Annotated in this window: 22 protein-coding genes and 1 tRNA gene; 12 read left to right on the top strand and 11 right to left on the bottom strand. The window is 71.9% G+C overall.

Translation table 11 applies throughout. The features are described from left to right. Positions 1 to 795 carry an ABC transporter ATP-binding protein gene (locus ACOOHC_RS14640; RefSeq protein WP_420451145.1) on the bottom strand — a complete coding sequence of 265 codons (795 nt, stop codon included), beginning with the start codon at positions 793 to 795 and terminating at the stop codon, positions 1 to 3. Between the two features lie 182 nt (positions 796 to 977). Here ACOOHC_RS14640 and ACOOHC_RS14635 point away from each other — a divergent pair, with 182 nt between their 5' ends. Together ACOOHC_RS14635 and ACOOHC_RS14630 are read left to right on the top strand one after the other, a co-directional pair. Further along, positions 978 to 4,472 carry an ATP-binding protein gene (locus tag ACOOHC_RS14635; protein WP_420451144.1) on the top strand — a complete coding sequence of 1,165 codons (3,495 nt, stop codon included), beginning with the start codon at positions 978 to 980 and terminating at the stop codon, positions 4,470 to 4,472. Between the two features lie 26 nt (positions 4,473 to 4,498). After that, complete coding sequence (locus ACOOHC_RS14630) at positions 4,499 to 4,960, top strand: adenylyltransferase/cytidyltransferase family protein (RefSeq protein ID WP_420451143.1); 462 nt, start codon at positions 4,499 to 4,501, stop codon at positions 4,958 to 4,960. 36 nt (positions 4,961 to 4,996) lie between these two features. Here the strand turns inward: ACOOHC_RS14630 and ACOOHC_RS14625 are convergent, their stop codons facing one another. Beyond that, entirely contained in the window at positions 4,997 to 5,632 is a 636-nt protein-coding gene (locus ACOOHC_RS14625) for a peroxiredoxin (RefSeq protein WP_420451142.1), read from the bottom strand. Between the two features lie 186 nt (positions 5,633 to 5,818). On the opposite strand from ACOOHC_RS14625, the gene ACOOHC_RS14620 reads away from it, so the two are divergent. Together ACOOHC_RS14620 and ACOOHC_RS14615 are read left to right on the top strand one after the other, a co-directional pair. Continuing rightward, on the top strand, positions 5,819 to 6,205 hold the full coding sequence (locus ACOOHC_RS14620; protein ID WP_420451141.1) for a pyridoxamine 5'-phosphate oxidase family protein: 387 nt from the start codon (positions 5,819 to 5,821) through the stop codon (positions 6,203 to 6,205). Positions 6,206 to 6,243: 38 nt separating this feature from the next. After that, a tRNA-Arg gene (locus ACOOHC_RS14615) sits at positions 6,244 to 6,317 on the top strand. A gap of 96 nt (positions 6,318 to 6,413) precedes the next feature. Here the strand turns inward: ACOOHC_RS14615 and ACOOHC_RS14610 are convergent. Continuing rightward, positions 6,414 to 7,106, bottom strand: a complete 693-nt coding sequence (locus ACOOHC_RS14610; RefSeq protein ID WP_420451140.1) for a M23 family metallopeptidase — start codon at positions 7,104 to 7,106, stop codon at positions 6,414 to 6,416. Positions 7,107 to 7,333: 227 nt separating this feature from the next. Between ACOOHC_RS14610 and ACOOHC_RS14605 the strand changes: the two genes are divergently transcribed. The 4 genes from ACOOHC_RS14605 (at position 7,334) to ACOOHC_RS14590 (ending at position 13,652) form a co-directional block, all read left to right on the top strand. Continuing rightward, positions 7,334 to 8,545: a cytochrome P450 gene (locus tag ACOOHC_RS14605; RefSeq protein ID WP_420451139.1), complete on the top strand. Its 1,212-nt coding sequence runs from the start codon at positions 7,334 to 7,336 to the stop codon at positions 8,543 to 8,545. Between the two features lie 85 nt (positions 8,546 to 8,630). Next, positions 8,631 to 10,283 carry a PEP-utilizing enzyme gene (locus ACOOHC_RS14600; protein WP_420451138.1) on the top strand — a complete coding sequence of 551 codons (1,653 nt, stop codon included), beginning with the start codon at positions 8,631 to 8,633 and terminating at the stop codon, positions 10,281 to 10,283. A 197-nt stretch (positions 10,284 to 10,480) separates the two neighbouring features. Next, positions 10,481 to 12,280, top strand: coding sequence for a wax ester/triacylglycerol synthase family O-acyltransferase (locus ACOOHC_RS14595; RefSeq protein ID WP_420451137.1), 1,800 nt, complete (start codon positions 10,481 to 10,483; stop codon positions 12,278 to 12,280). A 115-nt stretch (positions 12,281 to 12,395) separates the two neighbouring features. Continuing rightward, on the top strand, positions 12,396 to 13,652 hold the full coding sequence (locus tag ACOOHC_RS14590; protein ID WP_420451136.1) for an acyl-CoA dehydrogenase family protein: 1,257 nt from the start codon (positions 12,396 to 12,398) through the stop codon (positions 13,650 to 13,652). A gap of 59 nt (positions 13,653 to 13,711) precedes the next feature. Here ACOOHC_RS14590 and ACOOHC_RS14585 read toward each other — a convergent pair whose 3' ends face one another. Beyond that, positions 13,712 to 14,335 (bottom strand): hypothetical protein, encoded by a 624-nt coding sequence (locus ACOOHC_RS14585; protein ID WP_420451135.1) that lies wholly within the window; start codon positions 14,333 to 14,335, stop codon positions 13,712 to 13,714. A gap of 89 nt (positions 14,336 to 14,424) precedes the next feature. Further along, complete coding sequence (locus ACOOHC_RS14580) at positions 14,425 to 15,309, bottom strand: LLM class F420-dependent oxidoreductase (RefSeq protein ID WP_420451134.1); 885 nt, start codon at positions 15,307 to 15,309, stop codon at positions 14,425 to 14,427. A gap of 54 nt (positions 15,310 to 15,363) precedes the next feature. Here ACOOHC_RS14580 and ilvA point away from each other — a divergent pair, with 54 nt between their 5' ends. Beyond that, on the top strand, positions 15,364 to 16,926 hold the full coding sequence (ilvA, locus tag ACOOHC_RS14575; RefSeq protein WP_420451133.1) for a threonine ammonia-lyase, biosynthetic: 1,563 nt from the start codon (positions 15,364 to 15,366) through the stop codon (positions 16,924 to 16,926). Positions 16,927 to 16,940: 14 nt separating this feature from the next. On the opposite strand, the gene ACOOHC_RS14570 is transcribed toward ilvA, so the two are convergent. Beyond that, on the bottom strand, positions 16,941 to 18,107 hold the full coding sequence (locus ACOOHC_RS14570; protein WP_420451132.1) for an acyl-CoA dehydrogenase family protein: 1,167 nt from the start codon (positions 18,105 to 18,107) through the stop codon (positions 16,941 to 16,943). Positions 18,108 to 18,191: 84 nt separating this feature from the next. Next, entirely contained in the window at positions 18,192 to 18,824 is a 633-nt protein-coding gene (locus ACOOHC_RS14565; protein WP_420451131.1) for a VOC family protein, read from the bottom strand. A gap of 139 nt (positions 18,825 to 18,963) precedes the next feature. Between ACOOHC_RS14565 and ACOOHC_RS14560 the strand changes: the two genes are divergently transcribed. Further along, positions 18,964 to 19,707: an SDR family NAD(P)-dependent oxidoreductase gene (locus tag ACOOHC_RS14560; RefSeq protein ID WP_420451130.1), complete on the top strand. Its 744-nt coding sequence runs from the start codon at positions 18,964 to 18,966 to the stop codon at positions 19,705 to 19,707. 18 nt (positions 19,708 to 19,725) lie between these two features. Here the strand turns inward: ACOOHC_RS14560 and ACOOHC_RS14555 are convergent, their stop codons facing one another. The 3 genes from ACOOHC_RS14555 to ACOOHC_RS14545 all read right to left on the bottom strand — a co-directional run bounded on the left by ACOOHC_RS14555 (position 19,726) and on the right by ACOOHC_RS14545 (position 22,046). Then, positions 19,726 to 20,946 carry a thiolase family protein gene (locus tag ACOOHC_RS14555; RefSeq protein WP_420451129.1) on the bottom strand — a complete coding sequence of 407 codons (1,221 nt, stop codon included), beginning with the start codon at positions 20,944 to 20,946 and terminating at the stop codon, positions 19,726 to 19,728. A gap of 82 nt (positions 20,947 to 21,028) precedes the next feature. Further along, positions 21,029 to 21,439 (bottom strand): Zn-ribbon domain-containing OB-fold protein, encoded by a 411-nt coding sequence (locus ACOOHC_RS14550; protein WP_420451128.1) that lies wholly within the window; start codon positions 21,437 to 21,439, stop codon positions 21,029 to 21,031. Between the two features lie 160 nt (positions 21,440 to 21,599). Next, the gene (locus ACOOHC_RS14545; RefSeq protein ID WP_420451127.1) at positions 21,600 to 22,046 is read right to left on the bottom strand and encodes an acyl-CoA thioesterase; all 447 of its coding nucleotides are present in this window, start codon (positions 22,044 to 22,046) and stop codon (positions 21,600 to 21,602) included. A 71-nt stretch (positions 22,047 to 22,117) separates the two neighbouring features. Here ACOOHC_RS14545 and ybaK point away from each other — a divergent pair, with 71 nt between their 5' ends. Continuing rightward, positions 22,118 to 22,609, top strand: a complete 492-nt coding sequence (gene ybaK / locus ACOOHC_RS14540) for a Cys-tRNA(Pro) deacylase (protein ID WP_420451126.1) — start codon at positions 22,118 to 22,120, stop codon at positions 22,607 to 22,609. On the opposite strand, the gene ACOOHC_RS14535 is transcribed toward ybaK, so the two are convergent. Next, positions 22,599 to 23,576 carry a M48 family metalloprotease gene (locus tag ACOOHC_RS14535; RefSeq protein ID WP_420451125.1) on the bottom strand — a complete coding sequence of 326 codons (978 nt, stop codon included), beginning with the start codon at positions 23,574 to 23,576 and terminating at the stop codon, positions 22,599 to 22,601. The two genes, ybaK and ACOOHC_RS14535, sit on opposite strands and share 11 nt — an antisense overlap. A gap of 122 nt (positions 23,577 to 23,698) precedes the next feature. On the opposite strand from ACOOHC_RS14535, the gene ACOOHC_RS14530 reads away from it, so the two are divergent. Next, positions 23,699 to 25,519, top strand: a complete 1,821-nt coding sequence (locus tag ACOOHC_RS14530) for an HD domain-containing phosphohydrolase (RefSeq protein ID WP_420451124.1) — start codon at positions 23,699 to 23,701, stop codon at positions 25,517 to 25,519. Positions 25,520 to 25,533: the final 14 nt, after the last annotated feature.

Genomic DNA, 25,533 nt, shown 5'->3' with positions numbered 1-25,533 from the left:
TCAGCGGTCCATCTGCTTCATCCGCTCGAGGATCCGGTCGGACGTGGGGTCGTCCATCTCGCTCTGGAGCCGGCCGTCGGCGACGAAGACGACCCGGTCCGCGAACGACGCGGCGACCGGGTCGTGGGTGACCATCACGATCGTCTGGTCGAGGTCGCTCACCGCCGAGCTCATGAACTCGAGGATCTCGCCACCGGTCGTCGAGTCGAGGTTGCCGGTCGGCTCGTCGGCGAACACGATCTGGGGGCGCGACGCGAGCGCCCGGGCCACCGCCACGCGCTGCTGCTGGCCACCCGACAGCTCGCTCGGCCGGTGGTCGCGGCGATCGGCGAGCCCCACGGTCGAGATCACGGTGTCGATCCACTCACGATCGCCCTCGTCGCCGCCGAGGGTGAGCGGGAGCCGGATGTTCTCCTCGGCCGTGAGCGTGGGGATCAGGTTGAACGCTTGGAAGACGAAGCCGATCCGGGTCCGGCGCAGCTCGGTGAGCGCCGCGTCGTCGAGCGACGCGAGGTAGGTGTCGCCGACGTAGGCGGCACCGCTGGTCAGGGTGTCGAGCCCGGCGAGGCAGTGGAGCAGGGTCGACTTGCCCGAACCGGACGGCCCCATGATCGCGGTGAACCGCCCGCGATCGAACGCCACGGTCACCTCGTCGAGGGCCCGCACCTCGGCCCCGCCGCTGCCGTAGACCTTGCTCGCGTCGACGACGCCGGCGGCGGCGGCGGCGTGGACCGGGGCGTCGCCGTGGCCCGTCGGACCGGACGGCGTGACGGGGGCACCCGGATCGGAGGTCATGGTCCGCAGCATGGCTCACCCGTGGGTGGTCGGTCGAGGGTTTTCTCCCCGTCCGGCGGCGACGGGGCCCGAGGCGGCCGCGAGCGGTCGTCCGACACGCGATTCCCGCCCGGTCGGGAGCGAGCCGTACCCTGTCGTGGACGCAGGAACGCCCTCGCGTCGATCCGACCCTCCACGACCCGATGACCTGCGTCTCCTGCTCGCGACCGCTGCCCGCCGGTGCGCGCTTCTGCTCGTTCTGCGGTCACGAGGTCGGCGCGAACTCGCTGGAGGAGCGCCGGGTCGTCACCGTGCTGTTCGCGGACCTCGTCGGGTACACGACGCTGTCGGAGCACCTCGACCCGGAGCGCCTGAAGAGGCTCGTCGACGGTGCGTTCGAGCGGCTCATCGCCCAGATCGAGCGCTTCGGCGGGAGCGTCGACAAGGTGCTCGGCGACGGCATCCTCGCGCTGTTCGGGGCCCCCATCGCCCACGAGGACGATCCCGACCGGGCGGTGCGCGCCGCGATGGCGATGCACCGGGCGCTCGAGCGCTACGTGTCGTCGCACGACGACCTCGGCCGGCCGTTCCTCCTGCGCATCGGCGTGAACACCGGTGAGGTCGTCGTCGGGCGCACCTCGGGTCTCGACGACTACACCGCGATGGGTGACGTGGTCAACGTCGCCTCGCGGTTGCAGTCGATGGCTCCGCCGGGCGAGGTGTACGTCGGGTCGTCGACGGCCGCCGAGCTCTCCCCGTCGATCGAGCGCGTCCCGGTGGCGTCGACGACGGTGCGCGGCCGCGACCAGGCCGAGCAGATCTGGCACGTGACCGGCCTGGCCGACCACCCGACCCGCACGGTGACGCGCCACGACCTGCCCTTCGTGGGCCGGGTGCGCCAGAGCGAGCTGTTCGACTCGGTCACGAACCTCGTCGTGAACGGGGAGGGAGCGGTGGTCGCCGTGTCCGGCGAGGCGGGCAGCGGCAAGACCCGCCTGGTGGAGGAGGCGCTCTCGCGCTTCCCGAGTCCGCGGGTGGTGGTCTTCTCGGGGACCTGCGCCCCGTACGGCGAGACGAACGTGTGGGCGCCGATGGCGACCGCGCTCCAGAAGCTCATCCCCGCCGGCGCCGACGAGTCCCCCGAACGGTTGCGCGCGATCGTCGAGGAGAAGGGTCTCGAGCTGTACGGCTTCGACTCCTCCGATCCCCGCCTGCAGCGCTTCGTGGAGGGTGCCGCGCACCTGTTCGGCCTCCCGTCCGAGCTCGACGAGGTCGCACCGGGCCAGGCGCGCGAGATCTTGATGCAGGTGGTCGTCGAGGGCGTGCACCGGCGTTCGCAGGGCGCGCCGGTGGTGGTCTGGATGGACGACCTGCAGTGGGCGGACTCGATGCTGCTCGAGCTGCTGGCCCGCCTCGCCCGCTCGCTGGCCGATCGACCCGTGCTGCTCGTCACCGCCCAGCGCGACAACGCGGAGATCGACTGGCCGCCGGCGCAGGAGCGCCCGATCTCGTTGCGCATGCCGCTCGACCCGTTGACCCGCGAGCAGTCCGAGCGCCTCGTGCGGTCGGTGCTCGGCGAGGAGGTCTCGCCGGACCTCGTCGACCGGTTGTTCGAGCGCAGCGGCGGGAACCCGCTGTTCCTCACCCAGCTCGCCGAGGTGACCCGGGATCGGCCGGGGGAGACGAAGCTCCCCGGTTCGCTCCGAGCGCTGATCGCCGCGCGGCTCGACGCGCTGTCGACGTCGCAGCGCCAGGTGATCGACAACGCCGCCGTGCTCGGATCGACGGGTCCCCTCGCCGCGCTCGAGCAGTTCGCGCAGGAGATGAGCCAGCCCTTCGTCCCCGACGACCTCGACGACCTCGACCGCCTCGGCCTGCTGCACATCGACGACGGCTGGTGGGGCTTCCGCTCCGACGTGGTCCGCGAGGTCGCGTACCAGACGCTGACCAAGTCGGCGCGTGCCCAGCGCCACGCGGGCGTCGCGTCGGTGATGCGTGCGGGCCAGGTGGGGCCGATCGACCAGTGGGCGCACCACGCCGCCGCGGCCGCCGAGCTCGTCGCCGAGATCGGGCCCGTCGTCGGGGTCGACGACGGGATCGCCGAGATCGCGGTCGACCTCCTCACGCGGTCCGCGGAGCGCTCCCTCGACGTCGGCGCGTTCGCGCAGGCGATGCACCAGGCGAGCAGGGCGCTGGCGCTGCTGCCGACGGAGCGGGACTCGCCGACCGAGACCGATCCCGGGACCGATCTCGTGGTCGGCACCGGGACCGGCGAGATCGCCGAGGCGGTGCTCCACCTCCGGTTGCTGCGCGCCACCGCCGCTCTCGAGCGACGCCGGTCGGGTGCCGCCGAGGAGGACGCGCGCGCGGTCCTCGAGGCCGCCGTCGCGGCCGGCGACGTGTGCCGTGAGGCGATCGCGCGTCGCCTGGTCGGCGTGATCGCCCAGCAGCAGGGCGACATCGAGACCGCGCGCCACGAGCTGTCGAGGAGCGTGGAGCTGCTGCGGTCGGTGGACGACCGGCGCGAGCTGATCACCTCGCTCAGCGACCGTGGCTTCGTCGAGGTGTTCGGCGGATCGCTCCCCGAGGCCGAGCGCATCCTCGCCGAGGCCCAGCAGATGGCCGCCGAGGACGACGACCGACGTCAGCTGGCCTGGATCCGCCAGCACCAGGCGTGGGTCGCGTTCCTGTCCGGCGACACCGAGCTCGCCGAGGAGCGGCTCGTGCTGTCGTCGGGCCTGTTCGACGACCTCGGGGACCGCAGCGGCACCGGGTGGGCGATGGGGCTGCTCGCCTACGTCCACTTCTTCGAGCGGCGCTTCGCCGATGCCGAGGAGCTGGCGACGACCGTGCGGCGCGACGCGGTCGAGCTGGGTGAGCTGTGGGGACCGGCGATGATGGACGCGCTGCTCGCGTCGATCCGTCTGTGGACGGGGCGCTTCAGCGAGGCCGAGGAGCTCTCGCGGCGGGCGCTCGGTGGCTTCCGCGACCTGAACGACCGCTTCGGCATCGTCCAGGCGCTCGCTCCGCGCATGCGCGCCCTGGCGGCGCTCGGACGGGGTCAGGAGGCCGAGCGAACCCTCGAGGAGTCGATGTCGATGGCCGACACCTTCGGCGACCTCGCGATCCCCACGGTGGCGGCCGCGGGGACGGCTGGGCACCTCGGCCTCGGGGCTCGGGCGGTGTCGTTGGCCGAGGTCGCCGTGCACCGGGCACGCTCGATGCACTCCGACGGTTCCGAGGCGCGCATCCACCTCGCGCTCGGGCGCTGCCAGGTCGGCGACGCCGACGGCGCGCTCGCCGAGCTGATCGAGGTGCGCTCCGACACCCCGTACCTGCGCTGCGTGCGTGCCCTCGCGTCCGCGATGTCGGGCATGGTCGACGAGGCGGTGGTCGATGCCGACTCCGTGGTCGCGGACGAGACGTCGACGTACCTCGACGTCGTGATCGCGCAGGTCGCCGCCGGGGGCGCGCTGCTGGCGGTCGACGTCGAGCGCGGTGACGAACGCCTGGAGCGCGCTCGCGCCACGGCGCGCGGCGCCGGTGACGCCGTGGCGATCGCGCTGGCGACCACGGCGCACGTGCGGCTCGGATCGGGTGCCGACGTCGAGCCCGTCGATCACCTCGGGGAGGGATGGCACACCGTCATCTCGTGCCTCGCGGACGTCGTCGCCGCGCAGCGGGGAGCGGTGTCGTGAACGGCGGGTACCCGACGGGGCTGATCGTGGGTCGCTTCGACCCGCCCCACCTCGGCCACTCGCACATGATCGACGCGGCGCTCGAGCGCTGCGAGCGCCTGGTCGTGTTCGTCAACTCCTCGTTCGCCCACGACAGCGTGCCGGGTGAGCTGCGCGGGATGTGGCTCTCCCAGCTGCACCCGACGGCGACGGTCCGCGTGGTGCGGCACCACCTCGACACCGACTTCGACGACGAGGAGCTGTGGGCGCGGTGGATGGCGCTGTTCCGCGAGCACTGGCCCTACGTAGACGGACCCCACGCGGTGTTCTCGTCGGACACCTACGTGTCGGGGATCGCGCAGCGCTTCGACGCCGAGGCCGTGCGCGTCGACCCCGAGCGCGAGGCCGTCCCGATCAGCGCGACGCAGATCCGCGACCGACCGGCCGACCACCTGCACATGGTGGCGCCGCCGGTGCGGTCGTGGATCGAGTCGAACTGGCTGGTCTGACGGGCCGGCCCGGGTTCGGCCGGCCGTCGACGCCCGTCAGCGGTTCGGCTGCTTGGTGACGCGCAGGTAGGGCTTGACCGCGTCCCAGCCGGCGGGGAACAGCTTCTCGGCCTCCTCGTCGGACACGGCCGGCACGATGATCACGTCGTCGCCGTCGGTCCAGTCGGCCGGGGTGGCGACCTTGTGGTCGGCGGTGAGCTGCAGCGAGTCGATCACGCGCAGGATCTCGTCGAAGTTGCGCCCGGTCGAGGCGGGGTAGGTCAGCGTGAGCTTGACCTTCTTGTCGGGCCCGATCACGAACACCGACCGCACCGTCAAGGTGTCGTTCGCGTTCTCGTGGACCATGTCGTACTTGTCCGCGACCGAGCGGTCGGGGTCACCGATCATCGGGAAGTTGACCGCTTCGCCCTGGGTCTCCTCGATGTCCTTCTCCCATTCGACGTGGCGGTCGACCGGATCGACCGAGAGGCCGATGACCTTGACGTTGCGCTTCTCGAACTCGGACTTGAGCTTGGCCACCGCGCCGAGCTCGGTGGTGCACACCGGCGTGAAGTCGGAGGGGTGGCTGAACAGCACCCCCCACGATTCGCCCAACCACTCGTGGAAGCTGATGTCGCCCTGGGTGGTGGGTGCGGTGAAGTCGGGGGCGGTGTCTCCGAGGCGGACGGCCATGGTGATCTCCTCAGTGCTCGGGGGTGGTGCTGGCGGACGGTGGTCGACGGCGAGGGTAACGAGCCGCCGCCGAAACCCGACAGGTCAGGTCGGGTTTCTGCGGGGCGCCTCCGATCGGTGCGACCGTCCGACGCCGGGCGCGGTCGAGCGCGTGCGCGCCGTGCCCGACGGTGGTTGCATGGGGCCATGAGCATCCCCGTGGAACTCGACGTGCTGCGCTCGACGACGGAGGAGGAGTACGGCTGGGCCTACCTGCTCACCGTCGGTGACGACGCACGCCCCAAGATCGTCGCGTGCGGCGCCGAGTGGCACGACGACGTGCTGTGCTTCGCCGCGGGTGGCGGCAGCGCGCGCAACGCACGGGCGCGTTCGTCGGTGACCGTCACCTACCCCCCGCTCGACCCCGAGGGGTACACCCTGATCGTCGACGGCGATGCGTCGGTCGAGGACGAGGGGGATGCGCCGAGGGTCCACGTCCGGCCCACCGGGGCGGTCCTGCACCGCCCCGCCCCCGCCGGGTTCACGAACACCTCCACCGGGTGCAGCCACGACTGCGCGCCGGTCGACGCCTGAGCGGACGCGGCGCTCTGCGTTCCTAGACTGGGCGCCCTGCCTCCGTAGCTCAGTCGGATAGAGCGTTCGCCTCCTAAGCGAAGGGCCGCAGGTTCGATTCCTGCCGGAGGCGCGACCACCACCGATCGCACCACGTGATCGCCCCCCCGGCTCGCCGTCCGGCGGACCGCCCCGGTCATCGTCCGGCCGCGACGGGCCGTCGAGCGGGTCAGGCGTCGCCGCACGCGCCGGCGACGTGCGGGTACGGGTTCCGCGCCGACCCGTCGAGGTGGGTCTCGAAGTGCAGGTGCGGCCCGTGGGCGTTGCCCGTGCTGCCGACCCGACCGATCACCTCGCCCGCGCGCACCTCCCGGCTGTCGCCGACCCAGTCGTCGAGGTGGGCGTAGTAGAACCGGTCGCCGTCCGGCGCGGTGAGCCAGATCGCACGTCCCCCCAGGCGGCTGTCCTTGAACTGGGCGACCCCGTCACGCACCGCGACGACCGGCACCCCGCGATCGGCGATCATGTCGACGCCGATGTGGCCCCTCCCGCCCGATCGAGCCGCCCCCCAGCTGTCGACGAACGTCGAGGCGCCGTCGAGCGGGCACGCGGCGAGGGGGCCGTGGCCGATCGGTGCGACGGGGTCGAGGCCCTCCCCGGCGCCGATCGCGCCGGCGGCGGCGTGGAGACCGAACCCGCCGCCGATGGCCTCGGCCTCGGCCTCGGTCGCAGGCGCGGCCTCGGTCCCGGCCTCGGTCCCGGTCTCGGCCTCGGTCCCGGTCTCGGCCTCGGGCGCGGCCAGGGCCGGTTCGGTGGGGGCGGCGGCGCCGACCGTGGCGACCAGGGCGGCGAGCGCCGCCGTGAGCCGACGCGAGGGTGTCCGCGTCGTGACGGGCCGAGCGGTGCGGTTCCGGAGGATCACGGGCGATGAGGCTACGGAACGGTGTCGGAAGCGTTGCGGAGGTGTGTCGGACATCACGGACCGTGGTGCGCTCAGCCGATCGGGTGGTGCCCTCCCCCGCTCGGCCGGCACCTCGAACGACCGGCGGCGCCGTCCCGGCCGGGTGGTCTCCCGGCGGACGGCGGTCGCGTCGTGACCCCCGCACCGGGTGGGGTACCGTTCGATCAGATCCGAACGGGGGTTCACGGATGGGGTACGAGGAGTCGAGCACGAGCGCCGACCCGGTCGAGGACTGGGTCGTCGACTGGGATTGGTTGGATCCGTCGTGGGGGACCGACGCGATCGACATCTGGAACGCCGTGCGCGAGGTCACGCCGATGGCGATGACCGAGCGCTACGGACGTGCGTTCATGCCGGTCACGATGGAGGCGGTGTCCGCGATCGCGAAGGACACCGAGAACTTCTCCTCGCAGTGGGTGTCGGTCGCGCAACCCGACGCCGTCCGTCGGCCCGCCCCACCGATCACGTCCGACCCGCCTCACCACCAGGGCCACCGCCGGCTCCTGCTCCCCTCGTTCAGCCCGAGGCAGATCGAGCCGATGGAGGACGAGCTGCGCGAGTACTGCCGCGAGCTGATCGAGGCCATCGGCGGCGACGAGACCGCCGACGCCGCGGCTCAGTACTCCCAGCACATCCCGGTGCACGGGATCGCCCAGATGATCGGCGTCCCCGACTCCGACGCCGAGGTGTTCCGCGACTGGATCCACCGCAACTTCCAGCTCGCGCCGCGAGACAACCGGGTGCGCGAGGAGGTCACCGCCGACATGCGGGCGTACTTCGGCGATCTGCTCGACGCTCGGCGCGACGATCCGCGCGACGACCTCGCATCGCTGATCGAGCACGCCGAGATCGACGGGGAACCCGTCGACCGGGAGCTGAAGCTGGGCTACCTGCTGCTGCTGATCCTCGCGGGGATCGACACGACGTGGAGCGCGATCGGGTCCGGCCTGTGGCACCTCGGAACCCACCCCGACGACCTCGCCCGGTTGCGCGACGTCCCGTTCGACGACCCCCTCTGGCTCACGATGAGCGAGGAGGTGCTCCGCTACTACGCACCGGTCACGATGGGCCGCCGGGTGGTCGGCGACACCGTCGTGGCGGGGTGCCCGGTCCACGCCGGCGACCAGGTGCTGGTCACCTTCCCCGCCGCGAACCACGACCCCGACGCCTTCGAGCGGTCCGACGAGTTCGTCATCGATCGCGAGGTCAACCGGCACGTCGCGTTCGGCCTCGGGATCCATCGGTGCCTCGGCTCGAACCTCGCCCGCCTCGAGATGGAGGTCGCCTTCCAGGAGTGGTGCGCCGCCTTCCCCGAGTACCGCGTCGACGGATCGCGCGAGACGACGTGGACGAGCGGGCAGATCCGGGGGCCGCGGACCATCCCGGTCGTCCTGCGGTGACGGAGCACCACCTCCACCCGCGACCGGCCGTGCGGCCGACCGACGACCACCAGCGGAGCACGAGCACGAGAGGCGGACCGACGCCATGACCTTCGACGGGATCTGGGAGACGGACAACCCACCGAGCCGGAAGTGGCCGCTGTACACGCGGGGCAACGTCGGCGAGGTGTTCCCGGAGGTCGTGCTCCCGTTCACCTGGGACCTGATCGGCAAGGCCGCCGAGGACGGGTGGCGCCAGGCGTTCGAGAAGATGGGTCTCGTGGCCGACGGGGACTTCCCCGACGACGAGCCGATGATCATCCTCGGCGTGTTCGGCGGCTACTGCTACATCAACGCGAGCTACGTCCGGATCCTCGGCGTCCGCGCCCCGGGCGGGAAGGTGGAGAACATCGACTCGATGTTCTTCGGCGAGTCCGACGCCCCCGACCACGTCGCGCGCGACGGGGACAGGAGCGTCCGTGCATCGCTCCGGCTGGGCAGGACCCTGCTGCGCCTCCTGCGCACCTCGGAGCTCCCTGCTCTCGAGCACGACGAGGCCGAGGTCGACCGCTTCGTCGCGCGGTACCCCGGAGGCGATGCGTCGAACGCCGAGCTGATGGCGTACTGCCGCTCGTTCGCCCCGTTGTTCGAGCACCTCTTCTCCCGCCACATCGACAACACCTTCTCGAACGCGCTGGTGTCCGGAGCGATGATCGATCTGGTCGCCGGGTCCGGGCACCCCGACCTGGTCGTGTCGATCCTCGGCGGGATCGGTGACGTCGAGTCGGCGGCGCCGTCGGCCGCGATGTGGGAGCTGTCGCGCCTCGACGCCGACTCCGATGCGTACCGGACGGGGTTCGCCCGCTTCCTCCACGAGTTCGGGAGCCGGGGGCCCAACGAGTGGGACATCGGGTCCGACCCGTGGATGTTCCGCCCCGAGGTGGCCACCGCCGCGATCGAGGCGATGCGTCGTGCGGACACCGGGCGCGATCCGGTGCGTCTGCAGGCCGCCCTCGCGTCCGGCCGGGCGGAAGCGGTGGAGCGCGTCCGCTCGTCGCTCAACGTCGTCGACCGCTACCGGTTCGACAAGGCGCTGGCCGCGACGATCGTGTTCTCGCAGGGACGGGAGCGGTCGAAGACGACCGTCATCCGGGCGATCCAGGCCGTGCGCGAGGCGCAGCGGGTGATGCACGAGCGTGCGGCGGGCGACGGTGGGGCCGAGGAGCGCTGGAAGAGCTGCCTGCTCGACGTCGACGACTTCGAGGCCCACCTCGACGACCCCGCCGCCTACCGCGACCTGATCGACGAGCGCGCCGAGCTCCACGCCCGGCTCACGGATTCGGTGCCGCCGTTCGTCGTCGACGGGATCGTCCCCCCGCTCGAGCGCTGGGACTCGCGGGCGACGACCGCCGAGCGCCTCGCCGTCGGCACGACCGTCCAGGGGATCGCCGGGTGCCCCGGGGTGGCACGAGGCCGGGCGCGCGTCGTGATGGACGCGGGCGATCCGGGTGATCTCGGCGCCGGCGACGTGCTCGTCGCACCGATCACCGACCCGTCGTGGACGCCGCTGTTCCTCGCGGTCGAGGCGGTGGTCGTCGACGTCGGCGCGACGATGAGCCACGCGGTGATCGTGAGCCGCGAGCTCGGCATCCCGTGCGTGGTCAGCGCCGTCGGCGCGACGCGCTCCATCCCCGACGGCGCCGAGATCGAGGTCGACGGCGACACCGGTCGGGTGACGATCCTGTCGCACCCGTCCTGACCGCCGTCGGCCGGGACCGCTGGGCGACCGCGCCGTTCGGCCCTCGACCGCCCCGCACCGGGGGCGCCCCGCGGTCGTCCGCGCCGCCTGCGTGGCCGTCGCCGGACCCACCGGTTCGGTGCGGTGGGGCGGATGAGGCATGATGACGGTGGTCACATCGGCCAAAGCAGCGGGACGAACGGACCGGGGGAATCGGAATGAAGCAGTTGTCAGGGCTCGATGCGAGCTTCCTGTACATGGAGACGCCGAACACGTACGGGCACGTCAACGGCCTCGCGATCTACGAGCGACCGTCGGAGGACTTCGATCCCTTCGAGCACGTCCACGAGCGGTTCGGGGTCCTCGTCGGCCACCTCGAGCCGATGCGTCGACGCCTGGTCGAGGTGCCGTTCGGGCTCGACCACCCGTATTGGATCGACGACCCGGACTTCGACATCGACTACCACGTCCGCCACATCGGTCTCGCCCCTCCCGGTGCCGCGGACCAGCTCTGCGAGCAGGTGGCGCGCATCGTCGGGCGACACATGGACCGGCGCCGACCGCTGTGGGAGGTCTACGTCATCGAGGGCCTCGCGGACGGTCGCTGGGCGATGCTCACCAAGTACCACCACGCCACCATCGACGGGGCGTCGGGGGTGATGATGCTGCGCATCCTCACCGACCCCGAGCGCGACGCCGAGTGGACGCGCGAGCCGGTGCCGTGGAAGGGGGAGGCCATCCCGAGCGACATCGACCTCCTCTCCGCGACGGTGCGCCACCTCGTCGCCAACCCGGTCAAGGCCGCCCGCCTGCAGCTGAAGCTGATCCGCTCGCTCGCCGAGTCGGCCGGGATCGACAGCGTCAGCGGCGCCGCCACGCAGGCGCGCGACGCGATCAAGGCCCTCGTCACCCCCGCGAAGGATCGCGAGTCGAGCGAAGCGAGCGTCTCCATCCCGGTCACGCCGGCGCCGCCGACCCCGTGGAACGCATCGGTCACCCCGAACCGCCGGTTCGCCATGCGCTCGGTGTCGCTGGACAACATCAAGGCGTTGAAGGACGCGACCGAGGGGACGATCAACGACGTCGTCATGGCCATCTGCACCGGTGCGCTGCGCGAGTACCTGCTCCGCCACGGATGCCTGCCCGATGAGCCGTTGCGGGCGATGGTGCCGGTCTCGATCCGAACGGGCGACGAGGACGACGTGTGGACCAACCGGGTGTCGGGCATCGTCGCCGACCTCCCCGTCAACTGCGCGGATCCCGTCGAGCGCGTCGCTCTGTGCCGCGAGGCGATGAACCTGGCGAAGCGCCAGATGGACCTCGTCCCCGCGGAGACGATGATGGAGGCGTCGCAGATCACCTCGCCGGTGATCGCCGCCTCCGCGATCCGACTGGTCGGTCGGCTCAAGCTCGCCGACCGCGTGAACTCACCGATCAACGTCGTGGTGTCGAACGTCCCCGGCCCCCGCGAGGCGCTCTACTTCGCGGGAGCGAGGCTGGATGCCTACATCCCGGTCTCGACGATCTCCGACGGGGTCGGCCTGAACATCACGGTGCACAGCTACGAGGACCGCCTGGACTTCGGGCTGATCGCCGATCGCGAGCTCGTCCCCGACCTGTGGGAGCTCACCGACCTGCACGTCGACGAGGTCGCCCGCCTGTTCGAGGCGACCGGAGCGGAATGGGCCGTCGCGCCCAAGCCCCCGCCGATGCGCGTCGGCGTCGCCGGTGCCGATCCGCTGCCGCCGAGCAGCGACGTCGTCGCCGAACGGATCGCGACCAAGCGGGCGGTGGCCGGCCCCTCGGTCGGGGCGAAGGCGCCCGCCGGGAAGGCGGCGTCGAAGACGACCGCTTCGAGGAAGGCCGCGTCGAGGAAGGCCGCGTCGACGAAGGCCGCGTCGAAGAAGGCCGCATCGAGGAAGGCCGCGTCGAAGAAGGCCGCGTCGAGGAAGAAGGCCACGTCGAAGAAGGAGGCGTCCTCCAAGAAGGCCGCGACGTCGAGGGCGGCGACGACGTAGAGGGCCGACGGTCGCGGGTCGAGGCCCGCCGCCGTCGGCGTTCGTCGGCGGACCCGTTCGTCGGCGTTCCCGTTCGGTCGCAGCGCATCGGGCGGGGTTCTGTACGGTCGCCGCCATGGATTTCGAGATCTCCGCGTCCACCCAGAAGTTCCTCGACGAGCTCGACGAGTTCATCGAGTCGACGATCGTCCCGATGCAATCGGAGGACGACAACGACCGGTTCTTCGACCACCGGCGCGAGGACTCGCGCACCGACTGGGACCGAGACGGCCTCCCCAACGCGGAGTGGGAGGCGCTGCTCGGCAAGATGCGGCGCGCCGCGGACGACGCCGGGTTCTACCGCCACCAGCTCCCGGAGCGCTTCGGCGGCAAGGGCGGCACCAACCTCGAGATGGCGATCGTGCGCGAGCACCTCGCACGCAAGGGGCTCGGGCTGCACAACGACCTGCAGAACGAGAGCTCGATCGTCGGCAACCTCGTCACCGTGCTGATGATGGAGAAGTACGGCTCTGACGCGCAGCAGGAGGAGTGGATCCCGAAGATGCTCGCCGGCGAGGCCCGGATCGGGTTCGGGCTGACCGAGCCGCTCCACGGGTCCGACGCCACCTGGATGGAGACCACCGCGGTGCGTGACGGCGACGAGTGGATCATCAGCGGCGAGAAGTACTGGAACACCGGGCTGCACCACGCGACCCACGACTACATCTTCGCCCGCACCTCGGGTGAGCCCGGTGACGGGCGCGGGATCACCTGCTTCATCACGCCCACCGACTCGCCGGGGTTCTCGGTCGAGGAGTTCATGTGGACGTTCAACATGCCGACCGACCACGCGCACGTGAAGCTGGACGAGGTGCGCGTCGGCCACGACACGATCCTCGGCGAGGAGGGCATGGGGCTGCAGACCGCCCAGCTGTTCGTCCACGAGAACCGGATCCGCCAGGCGGCGTCGTCGCTCGGTGCGGGCCTGCACTGCATCGACCGCGCCGTCGAGTGGGCGAACGACCGGGTCACCTTCGGCAAGCGGCTCTCCACCAACCAGGCGATCCAGTTCCCGCTCGCCGAGCTGTACACCGAGGCCGAGATGCTGCGCGCCCTGATCCACAAGACGGCGTGGCAGCTCGACGAGGGCTACGACCACATGGAGATCACCGACAAGGTCGCGATGTGCAACTACCGCGGGAACCGGTTCTGCTGCGACGCCGCCGACCGGGCGATGCAGACCTGCGGTGGCGAGGGCTACAACCGTGCGATGCCCTTCGAGCACATCTACCGCCACCACCGCCGCTACCGGATCACCGAGGGGTCCGAGGAGATCCAGATCCGCAAGGTCGCGGGCAAGCTGTTCGGGTTCGCGGGCCGGGCGAAGGGCTGACGCCGGTCGTCGGTCGATGCCCGGAGGCGCCGCACCTCGCGCGACCTCCGGGCGTCGGATCAGGACCGGGCGTAGACGGTGACCTGGCGGGAGTGGAAGCGGAACAGCAGCAGCCCGATCAGCGCCACCGCCAGGCCGGCCACGAGGCGAGCGACGGATGCGATGCGGATCTGGCGGTGGACCTCGTCGCGGATGATCGTGATCGAATCGATCACCTCGGCCGGCACCGCGGACTCGGAGCCGATCTGCTCCTCGAGGTTCTCGCAGTACGCGTCCTCGGGCGAATCGGCGCAGAACAGCTCGTACTCCTCCTCGAGGTTCGTCCGGTTGAAGTCCTCGAACAGCCCGACGCCCTCCTCGGCGATCGCCGTCGCACCGACGAAGCCGCGGTCCCACCCGTCGCGCAAGCCCGCGTCGGGGGAGATCACCGAGACCAGCGACGAGATCGCGAGCAGGATGCCGCCGATCATCATCACCCCTCCGGTCGCGCAGGCGCCGAAGAGGTAGACCGAGCGCACCCACGTGGCCTCGTCGGCGGGCGGCCCGGTCCGGTCGGGCCCGTCGTCGTCGGCGGTGGTGCTCGCCGCGGAGGTGGACGGGGGCCTCGGTGCGTCGAAGCCGACCGGGGGACCGGCCGGTGTCGTCGACGCCGCGTCGTCGTCGTTCCAGGAGCTGTCGGTCATCGGCGCGACCGTAATCAAGCCGTCGGGTGCGCGCGTGCGAACCGCCGAGCTCGATCGTCACCCGGGCGTCGTCGCCCGGGCGACGGCGATCAGACGTCGGCGATCGGGGCGACGATCGTCTCGGCGAGCTGGTCGGCCTTCGCGTCGACGCCGTCGCCGCCCAGCAGCATGAACGCCGGAGCGATCGTGCGCGACACCCCGACCGAGGCGAGCTCCTCGGCCGCGCCCACCGGGTCGTCGCCGAACAGGCCCGGGTGCGCGGCGGTGATCTCGATGGCCGACGGATCGCGGTCGTGGTCGGCGGCCGTCTGGTGGACGACGTCGATCATCCGCCGGAGCTCGTCGATCGTGCCCTTGCCGGGGAAGAAGCCGTCGCCGAGGCGCCCGGCGCGGCGGGCCGCGGCGTCGGAGTGGCCGCCGACGACGATCGGGACGCGACCGCCGGGGGGCTTGGGGTTCGACGAGACGTCGTGGAACGAGGTGAACTCGCCGTCGTGGGAGGCGCCGTCGCCGGCCCACAGGGCGCGCATCGCGTGGACGTTGTCGTCGGTGCGCGCGCCGCGTCGCTCCCAGGGCACTCCGATCGCGGCGAACTCCTCCTCCAGCCAGCCGACCCCGATCCCGAGCTGGAGCCGACCTCCCGACAGGCTGGCGAGCGTCGCCACCTCCTTCGCGAACACCACCGGGTTGCGCTCGGGCAGGATCACGATGCCCGTGCCGAGCACCAGCCGGGTCGTGCGCGCCGCGACGAACGACAGCCAGATCAGCGGGTCGGGGATGGCGCTGGATTCGTCACCGGGCATCTTCCCCGACGGGGAGTACGGGTACCGGGAGTCGTACTCGCGCGGCCAGATGACGTGCTCGACGGTCCACAGCGACTCGATCCCGGCGCGCTCGGCGGCGGTCGCGAGCGCGACCACCCCCTCGGCCTCGGCGAAGGGTCCGGTGTTGGCGAAGGCGACTCCGAGCTTCATGCGGCGACCGTACCGAAGCGGCCCGCTCGGGCCGGTAGCGGCCAGACTGTGGCGATGACCGACGCGACCTCCGATGCGACTCGCGACCCGGCGTCGTCGGCGCGCACCGACGACGTCGACTACCTGCGTCGGATCCTCAACGCACGGGTGTACGACGTCGCGCTCGAGACCCCGCTCGAGCGCGCCGCCGACCTGTCACGGCGCCTCGGCAACACCGTGCTGCTCAAGCGCGAGGACCTGCAACCGGTGTTCTCGTTCAAGATCCGAGGCGCGTACAACAAGATGGCGAACCTCGACCCCGACGTGCTGGCGCGCGGGGTGATCGCCTCCTCGGCCGGCAACCACGCCCAGGGGGTCGCGGTCGCCGCGAACGAGCTCGGCTGCCGGGCCGTGATCGTGATGCCGACGACGGCGCCGGCGCTCAAGATCGACGCGGTCGCGGCGCGCGGTGCCGAGATCGTCCTCCACGGCGAGTCGTACACGGAGGCCTACGAGCACGCCCGCCGACTGATGGGTGAGCTGGGGCTCACCTTCGTCCACCCCTTCGACGACCCCGACGTCATCGCCGGCCAGGGAACGATCGCGATGGAGGTCCTGCGCCGACACGGGCGACCGATCCACGCGATCTTCGCGGCGATCGGCGGAGGCGGGCTGATCTCGGGGATCGCCGCCTACGTCAAGCAGGTCCGACCGGAGATCAAGGTGATCGGGGTGCAGCACGTCGACTCCGACGCGATGCGGCGGTCGATCGCGGCGGGGCGGCGCGTCGAGCTCGACCACGTCGGTCTGTTCTCCGACGGGACGGCGGTCAAGGCGGTCGGACTGGAGACCTTCCGCCTCGTCGAGCGCTACGTCGACGACATCCTCGTGGTCGACACCGACGAGACGTGCGCCGCGATCAAGGACGTGTTCACCGACACCCGCACCCTGCTGGAGCCGGCGGGCGCGCTCTCGGTGGCCGGAGCGAAGCGCTACGTCGACGCGACGGGCATCTCCGGCGAGACGCTCGTGGCCGTGGCGTGCGGGGCGAACATGAACTTCGACCGCCTGCGGTTCGTGTCCGAGCGCGCCGAGATCGGCGAGCGGCGCGAGGCGGTCTTCGCCGTGACGATCCCCGAGACCCCGGGCAGCTTCCGGCGGTTCTGCGAGCTGGTGGGGGAGCGCAACGTCACCGAGTTCAACTACCGGATCAGCGACGAGGCCGAGGCGCACGTGTTCGTCGGGGTCAGCGTGCGGACGCGTGCGGACGCCGACTCGCTGGCGGAGACCTTCCGAGCCGCCGGGTTCGCGACGCTCGACCTCACCGACGACGAGTTGGCCAAGGTCCACCTGCGGCACCTCGTCGGGGGGAAGTCGACGTACGCGTCCGACGAGGTCCTCCAGCGCTTCGAGTTCCCCGAGCGGCCCGGGGCGCTGATGACCTTCCTGCAGGCGATGCAGCCGAACTGGAACATCTCGCTGTTCCACTACCGCAACCACGGTTCCGACAGCGGTCGGGTCCTCGTCGGGATGCAGGTTCCGCCGTCGGACCAGGGCGACTTCGCCGACTTCCTCACCGAGCTCGGGTACCGCCACTGGGACGAGTCGGACAACCCCGCCTACAAGCTGTTCCTCTGACCTGCGCCGCTCCGTCAGGCGAGGAGGTGGCCGGCGATGATCATCTTGCGGACCTCGGTGGTGCCGGCGCCGATCTCGAGCAGCTTCGTGCCGCGGAACAGCCGGTTGATCTCGGTCTCCCAGATGTAACCGTTGCCGCCGTGGATCTGCACCGCGTTGTCGAGCACCTCGTTGCACGTGTTCGCGGCGTACATGACCGCGGCGGCCGACCGGGCGTGGATCTCGCCGCGACCCGCCTCGCCCGGCCCGATGCGGTCGCACTCCGCGAGCACCTGCCAGCAGTAGGTCCGCATCGTCTCGACCCAGACGTACATGTCGGCGAGGCGTGACTGGATCATCTGGAAGCTCGAGATCGGCTGGCCGAACTGCTCGCGCGCCCGGGAGAACTCGACCGAGAGCTCGAGGGCGCGCTCGGCCATCCCGACGTTGATCGTCGCGATGATCGCCCGCTCGAGATCGAGGCCGCTCATCACGATCTTGTGCCCCTCGTCGATCTCGCCCAGCACGTTCTCGGCGGGGACGACCATGTCGTCGAAGTGCAGCTCGGCGGTCTGGCTCCCGCGGAACCCCATCTTCACCAGCTTCTGGGCCACCTCGAAGCCCGGCGTGTCGCACTCGACGACGAACGCGGTGATGCCCTTCGAGCCGGCGTCGGGTGTCGTCTTCGCGTACAGCAGGCAGACGTCGGCGACGGGCCCGTTGGTGATGTAGAGCTTGGATCCGTTGATCACGAAGGTGTCGCCGTCGCGCACCGCCGTCGTGCGCATCGAGCCGAGGGCATCGGACCCGGCACCGGGCTCGGTGAGTCCGAGGCAGCCGGTCCACTCACCCGAGCAGAGCTTGGGCAGGAACCGCTCGCGGATGTCGGCGTCGCCGTTCGCGTGGATGTTGTTGGCGCACAGGTTGTCGTGGGCGACCCACGACAGGCCGAACGCGTGGTTGTAGCGCGAGAAGGCCTGGAGGACGAGCCCCGCCTCGAGCAGACCCATCCCGGCACCGCCGTACTCCTCCGGGATCGTCGCCCCGAGCAGCCCCGCGGACCCGAGGGTCGCCATCAGGTCGTCGGGCCACCACTCGTCGTCGTCCATCTTCTGGGCGAGGGGCAGCAACTCGTTGCGCCCGAAGCGATCGGCGACCTCGAGCAGCGCCTGCTGATCGTCGGTGAGAGCGAACTGGGTCATGGGCGGATCGTACGCGTCGACCCCGTCGGCGTCACCGTCGTCGCGTCGATGCGCCGGTCGCGACGGGCCACCGGTCGCGGCCGGTCACAGCTCGACCCGGCGACCGCCCGGACCCGCCACGCTCGCACGCAGCCCGACGCCGTCGGCGGGTGCGACGTCGACCAGACCCAGCGCACGCCGCACCTCCTCCGCGCCCGGTGCGTCGATCGGATCGGCGGCGCGCAAGGAGACGAGGTGGAGCCCCGACGGCGTCGTCCTCGACGGGTGAGGCGTGGGTCCCCAGTCGATCAGGAACGGGATGGTGGCGCTCGACGGCGCGGGGGACGTGAGGCGCCAGCGCAGCTCCTCGCCGTCGGGGGTGACCCGGCTCATCGGGACGGGATCGCCGGGGTCGTGGCCGGCGGAGCGGCACCGCTCGACGAGCGACTCGAGGGTCTCGCCCCCGTCGACGTCCGGTCGCACGGCGAAGCCGACGAGGCGGTCGCCGTCGACGTCGTCGATGCCGAACGGGCGGGGAGCGTCCGGTGGCGGCTGGGAACCATCCGGCGCGATCACCTCGAGGTAGGCGCCGCCGCCGAGCGCGGCCAGGGCGTTGCGAGTGCCGCGACCGGGGTGCGACCCTCCCGGCGCCGGGCGCACGCCGAGCGTCGAGGAGAACCACGCCGTCGCCCGCTCCAGGTCGGCGACGGCGTACACGAGGTGGTCGACGACGGCCATCGCCCCATCGTGGCACCCGGGCGGGGGCCGTCCCCGTCGGCGGGGTGCGTGCCCCCGGTGCCCCGGGCGCTCGCTCCGGGCCGCCGCCCACCCGCCCCGGCCACCTCCGTCGACGACCCCGTCGGCTACGTTCCGCCCGATGGACGACACGGAGTTCGAAGGACGGGTGGCGATCGTGACGGGGTCGTCCAGCGGGATCGGCGAGGCGACCGCCAGGAGGCTCTCGGCGCTCGGCGCGACGGTGGTGGTCAACTCGTCGTCGTCGGTCGATGCGGGGACCGCCGTGTCGGACTCGCTGCCGGGCGAGTCGATCTACGTGCGCGCCGACATCGCCGACCAGGAGCAGGCCCACGACCTCGTGGATCGCACGGTCGAGGAGTACGGCCGGCTCGACGTCGTCGTCAACAACGCCGGCTGGACCACCCAGGTCGACCACGCCGACCTCGACGCCCTCACCGACGAGATCTTCCGCAAGACGTTCGAGGTGAACGTGTTCGGCACGTGGTGGCTGACGCGGCGGGCGATCCCGCACCTGCGCGGCTCCGACGACCCGAGCATCGTCAACATCACCTCGATCGCGGGGGTGCGCCCGGTCGGGTCGTCGATGGCGTACTCGATGACCAAGGCGGCCCTGAACCAGATGACCCTGCTCCTCGCGAAGAGCTACGGCCCCATCCGGGTCAACGCCGTCGCGCCCGGTCTGGTCGCCACCCCGTGGACCGAGGACTGGCACGACCAGCACGCCGCGATCGCCGCACGCGCCCCGCTCGGCCGCTCGGCGACGCCGGAGGACTGCGCGGAGGCGGTGCTGGCCCTCCTGCGCAACCGCTACGCGACCGGCGAGATCTTCGTCGTCGACGGGGGCGTCACCCAGGTGCTCTGAGCCACCCGACGGGCCGCCTCAGGCGGCGGTGCCCAGCGCCGACTTCTCGAGCACGTGCACCCCGCACGCGGACCCGAGGCCGATGACGTGGGCGAGGCCCACCTTCGCGCCCTCGATCTGGCGATCACCCGCCTCCCCGCGCAGGTGGTGGCAGACCTCCCAGATGTTCGCGATCCCGGTGGCCGAGATCGGGTGCCCCTTGGACTGCAGCCCGCCCGAGACGTTGACCGGGGTCGCCCCGTCGCGCCACGGTGCCCCCGACTCGAAGAAGTCGACGGCGCCGCCCTCCTCGCAGAGCATCAGGTTGTCGTAGTGGACGAGCTCGGCGGTGGCGAAGCAGTCGTGCAGCTCGACGAGATCGAGGTCGGCGGGACCGACCCCCGAGGCCTCGTAGGCCTGCTGCGCGGCGTTGCGCGTGAGGGTGTTCACGTCGGGCAGGACCTGGCACGCCTCCTGGTACGGATCGCTGGTCAGCACCGACGCCGACACCTTCACCGCTCGTCGCTGCTGCTCGAGCGACAGGGTCCGCAGCTTCTCGCCGCTGACGACGACCGCGGCCGCCGCGCCGTCGCAGTTGGCCGAGCACATCGGCCGCGTGTTCGGGTAGGCGATCATCATGTCGCCCATGATCTGCTCGAGGCTCATCGCCTTCGAGTACGCCGCGAGAGGGTTGAGCGTCGAGTGCGAGTGGTTCTTCTCGCTGATCTTCGCGAACAGCTCGAAGTCGGCGCCGCCGTACTTGTGGCCGTACTCGGTGCCGATCTGGGCGAACAGCGCCGGCATCGTGGCGCTGCCGATCCGCCCGTCGACGGGGGCGACGGCGCCGAAGCGACCCGACCGCTCCCACTCGTGCTTGTCCGACGTCGACGCGTCGGAGCTCCCGAGCAGGCCGGCGCCGGCGAGCTTCTCCACCCCGACCGCGAGGCCCATGTCGCACTCGCCGGCCTTGACGGCCATGATCGCCGTGCGCAGGGCCGTCGCCCCGGTCGCGCAGGCGTTGGACACGTTGAACACCGGGATCCCGGTCTGGCCGATCTGCTTCTGGAGCTGCTGGCCGATCCCGCCCGATCCCATCAGGTTGCCGGCCGCGAGGATCCCCATGTCGTCCATCGTCACGCCGCCGTCGGCGAGCGCGGCCATCGCGGCCTCCGCTCCGAGGTCGACGACGTCCTTGTCGAAGTGCTTGCCGAACTTCGTCATGTTGATGCCGAGGATGAAGATGTCGTCGGATGCGCTCATGGTTCGTTGTCCTGTCGGGGTGGGTGGATCGGTGCGGGCGGGTCGTGGTGGGCGGTTCGCAGCGGGCGGGTCGGTCGACGGATCAGGCGGGGACGAAGCCGTACGCGACGGCCTCGACGCCGTTGTCGTCGGTGCCCAGCGAGTAGGTCCCGAGCCGCACGTGCATCCCGGTGCGGACGTTGGCCGGGTCGGGTTCGACCTCGATGATGTTGCCCTTCACGCTCGTGCCGTCGCAGTCGACGACCGCGGCGATGAACGGGACGGGCACGCCGGGAGCGGCGTAGGTCACGATGGTGAACGCCTGGACCTCGCCCTCGGTGGCGATCGCGACCTCCCGGAACTCGGTCGCGAAGCACTTCGCGCACGCGTTGCGACGATCGAAGAAGCGTGCGCCGCACGATGTGCACTCGTTGGCGACGAGGTGGGGGTCGCCGTCGTCGAGCACGAGGTAGTCGACGTGGGGGACGCGGGTGGCGGTGGAGCTGTCGCTCATCGTCGCGACGATATCCGCCCCGCCGCGCCGCACGCCGATCGGGAGCGCGCCGCCGAGGTCGACCACCGTCGCCGCGAGCGCGAACGTGGTCGCCACGACGGGCGGCCCGCCGCCGTCGCGCCGACCGTGCGCTCGACGTCCGTGCTGACGGGACCCCTGCTCACGACGACCGGCCGACGCGCTCGGTCGCCATCTCGCCGAGCCACGCGGGCAGGCGGGTCGCCCGGCCGTCCAGGGTGGTGCAGCCGTGGACGGTGACCCCGCTCGAGCGCACCTCCCCGTCGACCGTCACCAGGTACGACATCTGGAAGGTCGCGCGCGTGGCGGCCGACAGCGACAGGTGCACGTCGAGCACCTCGTCGAAGCGGCACGGGAGGCGGTACGACACGAACGACTCGAGCACGGGCGACTCGAGGCCGGCCTCGCGCCACGAGGTGAACGGGTGGCCGATGGCGGCGAGGTAGGCCACCCGGGCCTCCTCGAAGTAGGCGAGGTAGTTCGAGTGGTGGACGATGCCCATCGCGTCGGTCTCGACGAAGCGGACCCGGATGCGGTGGGTGAAGCCGTACTCGGCGACGTCGAGGGAGGGTTCCGCGGAGAGGCGCACCGCCCGAGTCTGGCCGACGCACGCCGTCGGCCGGGTCCCGCCGGACGGGCGCGGTCGGCGAGACTGCGCGGGTGACGCCCGCGACGCGCGTGCTCGACGAGCACGGGATCGAGTACGAGGTCCGGACCTACGCGGTGGGCGATTCCGGCGGCGAGGCGGCGCGCGACATCGGGCGCGGGGCCGCCGACGCGCTCGGGCTCGACCACGACCGCGTGCTCAAGACGCTGCTCGTCGACGTCGACGGCGGTGCCGCCGGGCGCGACCCGGTGGTCGCCGTGATCCCGGTGGGCGCGACCCTCTCGATGAAGGCGCTCGCCGAGGCCGTGGGGGCGAAGCGGGCGACGATGTGCGACCCGCGCCGAGCGGAGCGCACGACGGGCTACGTGGTCGGCGGGATCAGCCCGCTCGGCCAGAGGCGCCGGCTGAGCACCGTCGTCGACGCGTCCGCGTCCGCGCTCGACGTCGTCCACGTCAGCGGGGGCCGACGCGGCCTGGAGATCTCGCTCGCGCCGGGCGACCTGATCGGCCTCCTCGGCGCGATCGTGGCGACCGTCACCGCGTGAGCCGCTCGCCGCGGGCTCCGCGCGCCGCGCCGCGGTGGGTGCGCCCGACGTCGGGGCGCACGTCCGGGCGCGCCGGGTGTCGGAGCAGGGCCTCGATGCGCGCGACGCGGGTGCGGGCGGCGGGGTGGGAGGTCGCGATCCGCTCGCGCCAGCCCACCGGGCGGTGGTTCGACGTCGTCGACAGGACGCGCCGGAGGGCGCTCGCGAGCTGCCGCCCGAAGCCGAGCCGCACGGCGCGCTGGTCGGCGTCGAACTCCGACCGGTGCCCGACCACGTTGCCCAGCGCGACGCCGGCGTCGAGACCCGAGGTGAAGACCCACGACACCGCCCGCACCGCGACGGCCGCGACGTCGGTCGCCCGGCCGATGACCGGTGAGTCGCGCCCGTAGCTCTGCCGGGCGGCGACGGCGACCTGCTCGAGGAAGACGCCGATCCGGGCCAGCACCACGACCGGGAGCGAGAGCCAGTGGACGATCGTGATCGCGACGGTGTGCAACCCCAGGTGGTGGCTGAGCTCGTGGGCGAGGACCCCCTGCAGCTCCGGGGTGCTGAGCTCCTCGACCGCGAAGCTGGTGACGACGACCAGGTGCCCTCCGCAGGCGAACGCGTTGAGCTCGTCGGAGGGCAGGATCCGCACCACGTAGCGGTCGTCGTCGAGCCCGCCGGCGCGCACGATCTCGCTCCACAGCGGAGCGATCGTCGCCTCCTCGGCGGGGGTCGGGGCGCGGGCGCCGAGCACGGGGGTGAGCACCAGGCTCTGGAACGGGCGCAGGAACAGCAGCGGCCCGGTCGCGACGAAGGCGGCCAGCAGCACCCCCAGCTCGAGGCCGGTGACCAACCCGATCGGGAGCCAGATCACGACGAGGGCGAGCAGCGAGAACGGCAGCATCGCCACGACCGGGACGAGCGCGACGACGGCCGACATCTCCACCCGGCGCCGGTCACGGGGCGCGGTGCGCACGGCCATGGACGCAGGATACGAACCGCCGCCACGCTCCGCGGCGCCCGAACCGAGCCGGTCCCCGCCCGCGGGGGGAGCGCGGCGCTCGTCCGCCGACGCCTCGTTCAAGGTCGGATCGGGAGGGGCCGATGACCTGGGAGGACCAGCGAGGGTCCGCGATCGACGGTGCCCGTCCGCGGGGCGAGGCGGCGTCGGTCGACGGGTGGCGCACGGCGTCGGAGCGAGGGAACCGGGTGCACGAACCGAACGGGGACGACAGGGCGAAGGTGCGTCGACTGCTCGATCGGGTGGCCGCGAACCGGGTCGACGACCCGGCCGAGGCCCGGACCGTCGCGCACGAGGCGCGCGTCGAGGCGCGGGCGTGCGGATCCCGGCTCGACGAGGCCGAGGCGCTCTACCAGCTCGCGTCGATCGCGCACCAGTTCCACGACACCGAGACCGCGTTCGCTCTGGCCTCCGAGGCCGTGGAGCTCGCCGACGACGGCGAGGCGAACCTGACCCTCGCGTGGTCGCTGCACCTGATCGGCGTCGTCCACTACCAGGCGACCAACTTGGCGGCGTCGCTCGAGGCGTGCCTGCGCTCGCTCGACGTCTACCGCGCGACGCGCGACGAGGTCAACGAGGGCAAGATCCTGCACACGATCGCGGCCGTCCACCAGTCGATGGGCGACTACGCCCGTGCGATCGAGACCTACGAGGCGGCGCTCGCGATCAACGAGCCGCTCGGTCGCCGGGACCTCGACGCGATGGTGATGGGCAACCTCGCCCGGATCCGCGGCCGGCGCGGCGAGCCCGCACCCGCGATCGAGATCGGCCGCGCGGCGGTCGAGCTGGCGCGCCGCCACGCGCCGCAGCTCGTCGGCGGGCTGCTCGCCGACCTCGCCGAGGCGTACGTCGGACTGGGTGACCACGCGAGCGCCGCGCTGTGCTTCGCCGAGGCCCGAGCCGACTGGGAGCACCGCACGGCTGACGGCGATGCCCTCGCCCCCGTCGAGCAGCTCGGCGTGATGGTGTCGGAGGGCCGCGTCGCGCTGCGCAGCGGCCACCTCGACGAGGCGATCGCGTCGCTGTCCGCCGCGCTCGACCTCGCCGACCGCACCGACATGCGCGAGATCGAGCTCGAGGTCCACGACCACCTCGCCGGCGCCTACAAGCAGGCCGGCCGCCACGGGGAGGCGCTCGAGCACCGCGAGCGGCAGTTCGCGCTGCACCGCGAGATCTTCAACGACGCGACGGACCTGCGACTGCGGACGCTGCAGGTGACCCACGACAACCAGGTCGCCCGGCAGCGCAGCGAGCTGACCCGACTCAAGTCCGAGGCGCTCGCCAACGAGTTCGCCCTCGACCACGCCGACGTCGACGCGTACCACCTGGAGGCGTTCGAGCGGCTGGCGTCGCTCGCGGAGTTCCGCGGTGGCAACACGACGCGCCACACCTCGGCGGTCGGCGACCTGTCGGCCGAGATCGGCCACGCGCTCGGGGAGCGCCCGGAGTGGTGCGAGCGCCTGCGCCTCGCCGCCCGCCTCCACGACATCGGCAAGATCGCGATCGCGGACTCGGTGCTGCTCAAGCCCGGCCCCCTCGACATCGACGAGTTCGACGAGGTCAAGCAGCACACCGTGCTCGGCCGGCGCCTGCTGTCGGGGGTGTCGACCGACCTGTTCGAGCTGGCCGCGGAGTGCGCGTGGTCGCACCACGAGTGGTGGGACGGCTCCGGGTACCCGAGCTCGCTGAGCGGCACCGCGATCCCGCTGTCGGGACGGATCGTGGCGATCGCCGACGTCTACGACTCCCTCGCGACGCGCCGGATCTACAAGCGCGAGTGGAGCGTCAACGAGGCGGTGCGCTTCGTCGCGTCGGGCAGCGGCGAGCAGTTCCAGCCCGCGCTGATCGACGCGTTCGTGCGGGTCATGTGCGCGCGGCACCCCGAGCTCTCGCTGTCGCCCTGACGACCGAGCCCCGA

Origin of the sequence: Ilumatobacter sp., from assembly GCF_965215205.1 — a bacterium.
Lineage (GTDB): Bacteria > Actinomycetota > Acidimicrobiia > Acidimicrobiales > Ilumatobacteraceae > Ilumatobacter_A.
The sequence above is the reverse complement of the archived record's forward strand: the minus strand, read 5'-3'. Positions and strand labels throughout refer to the sequence as shown.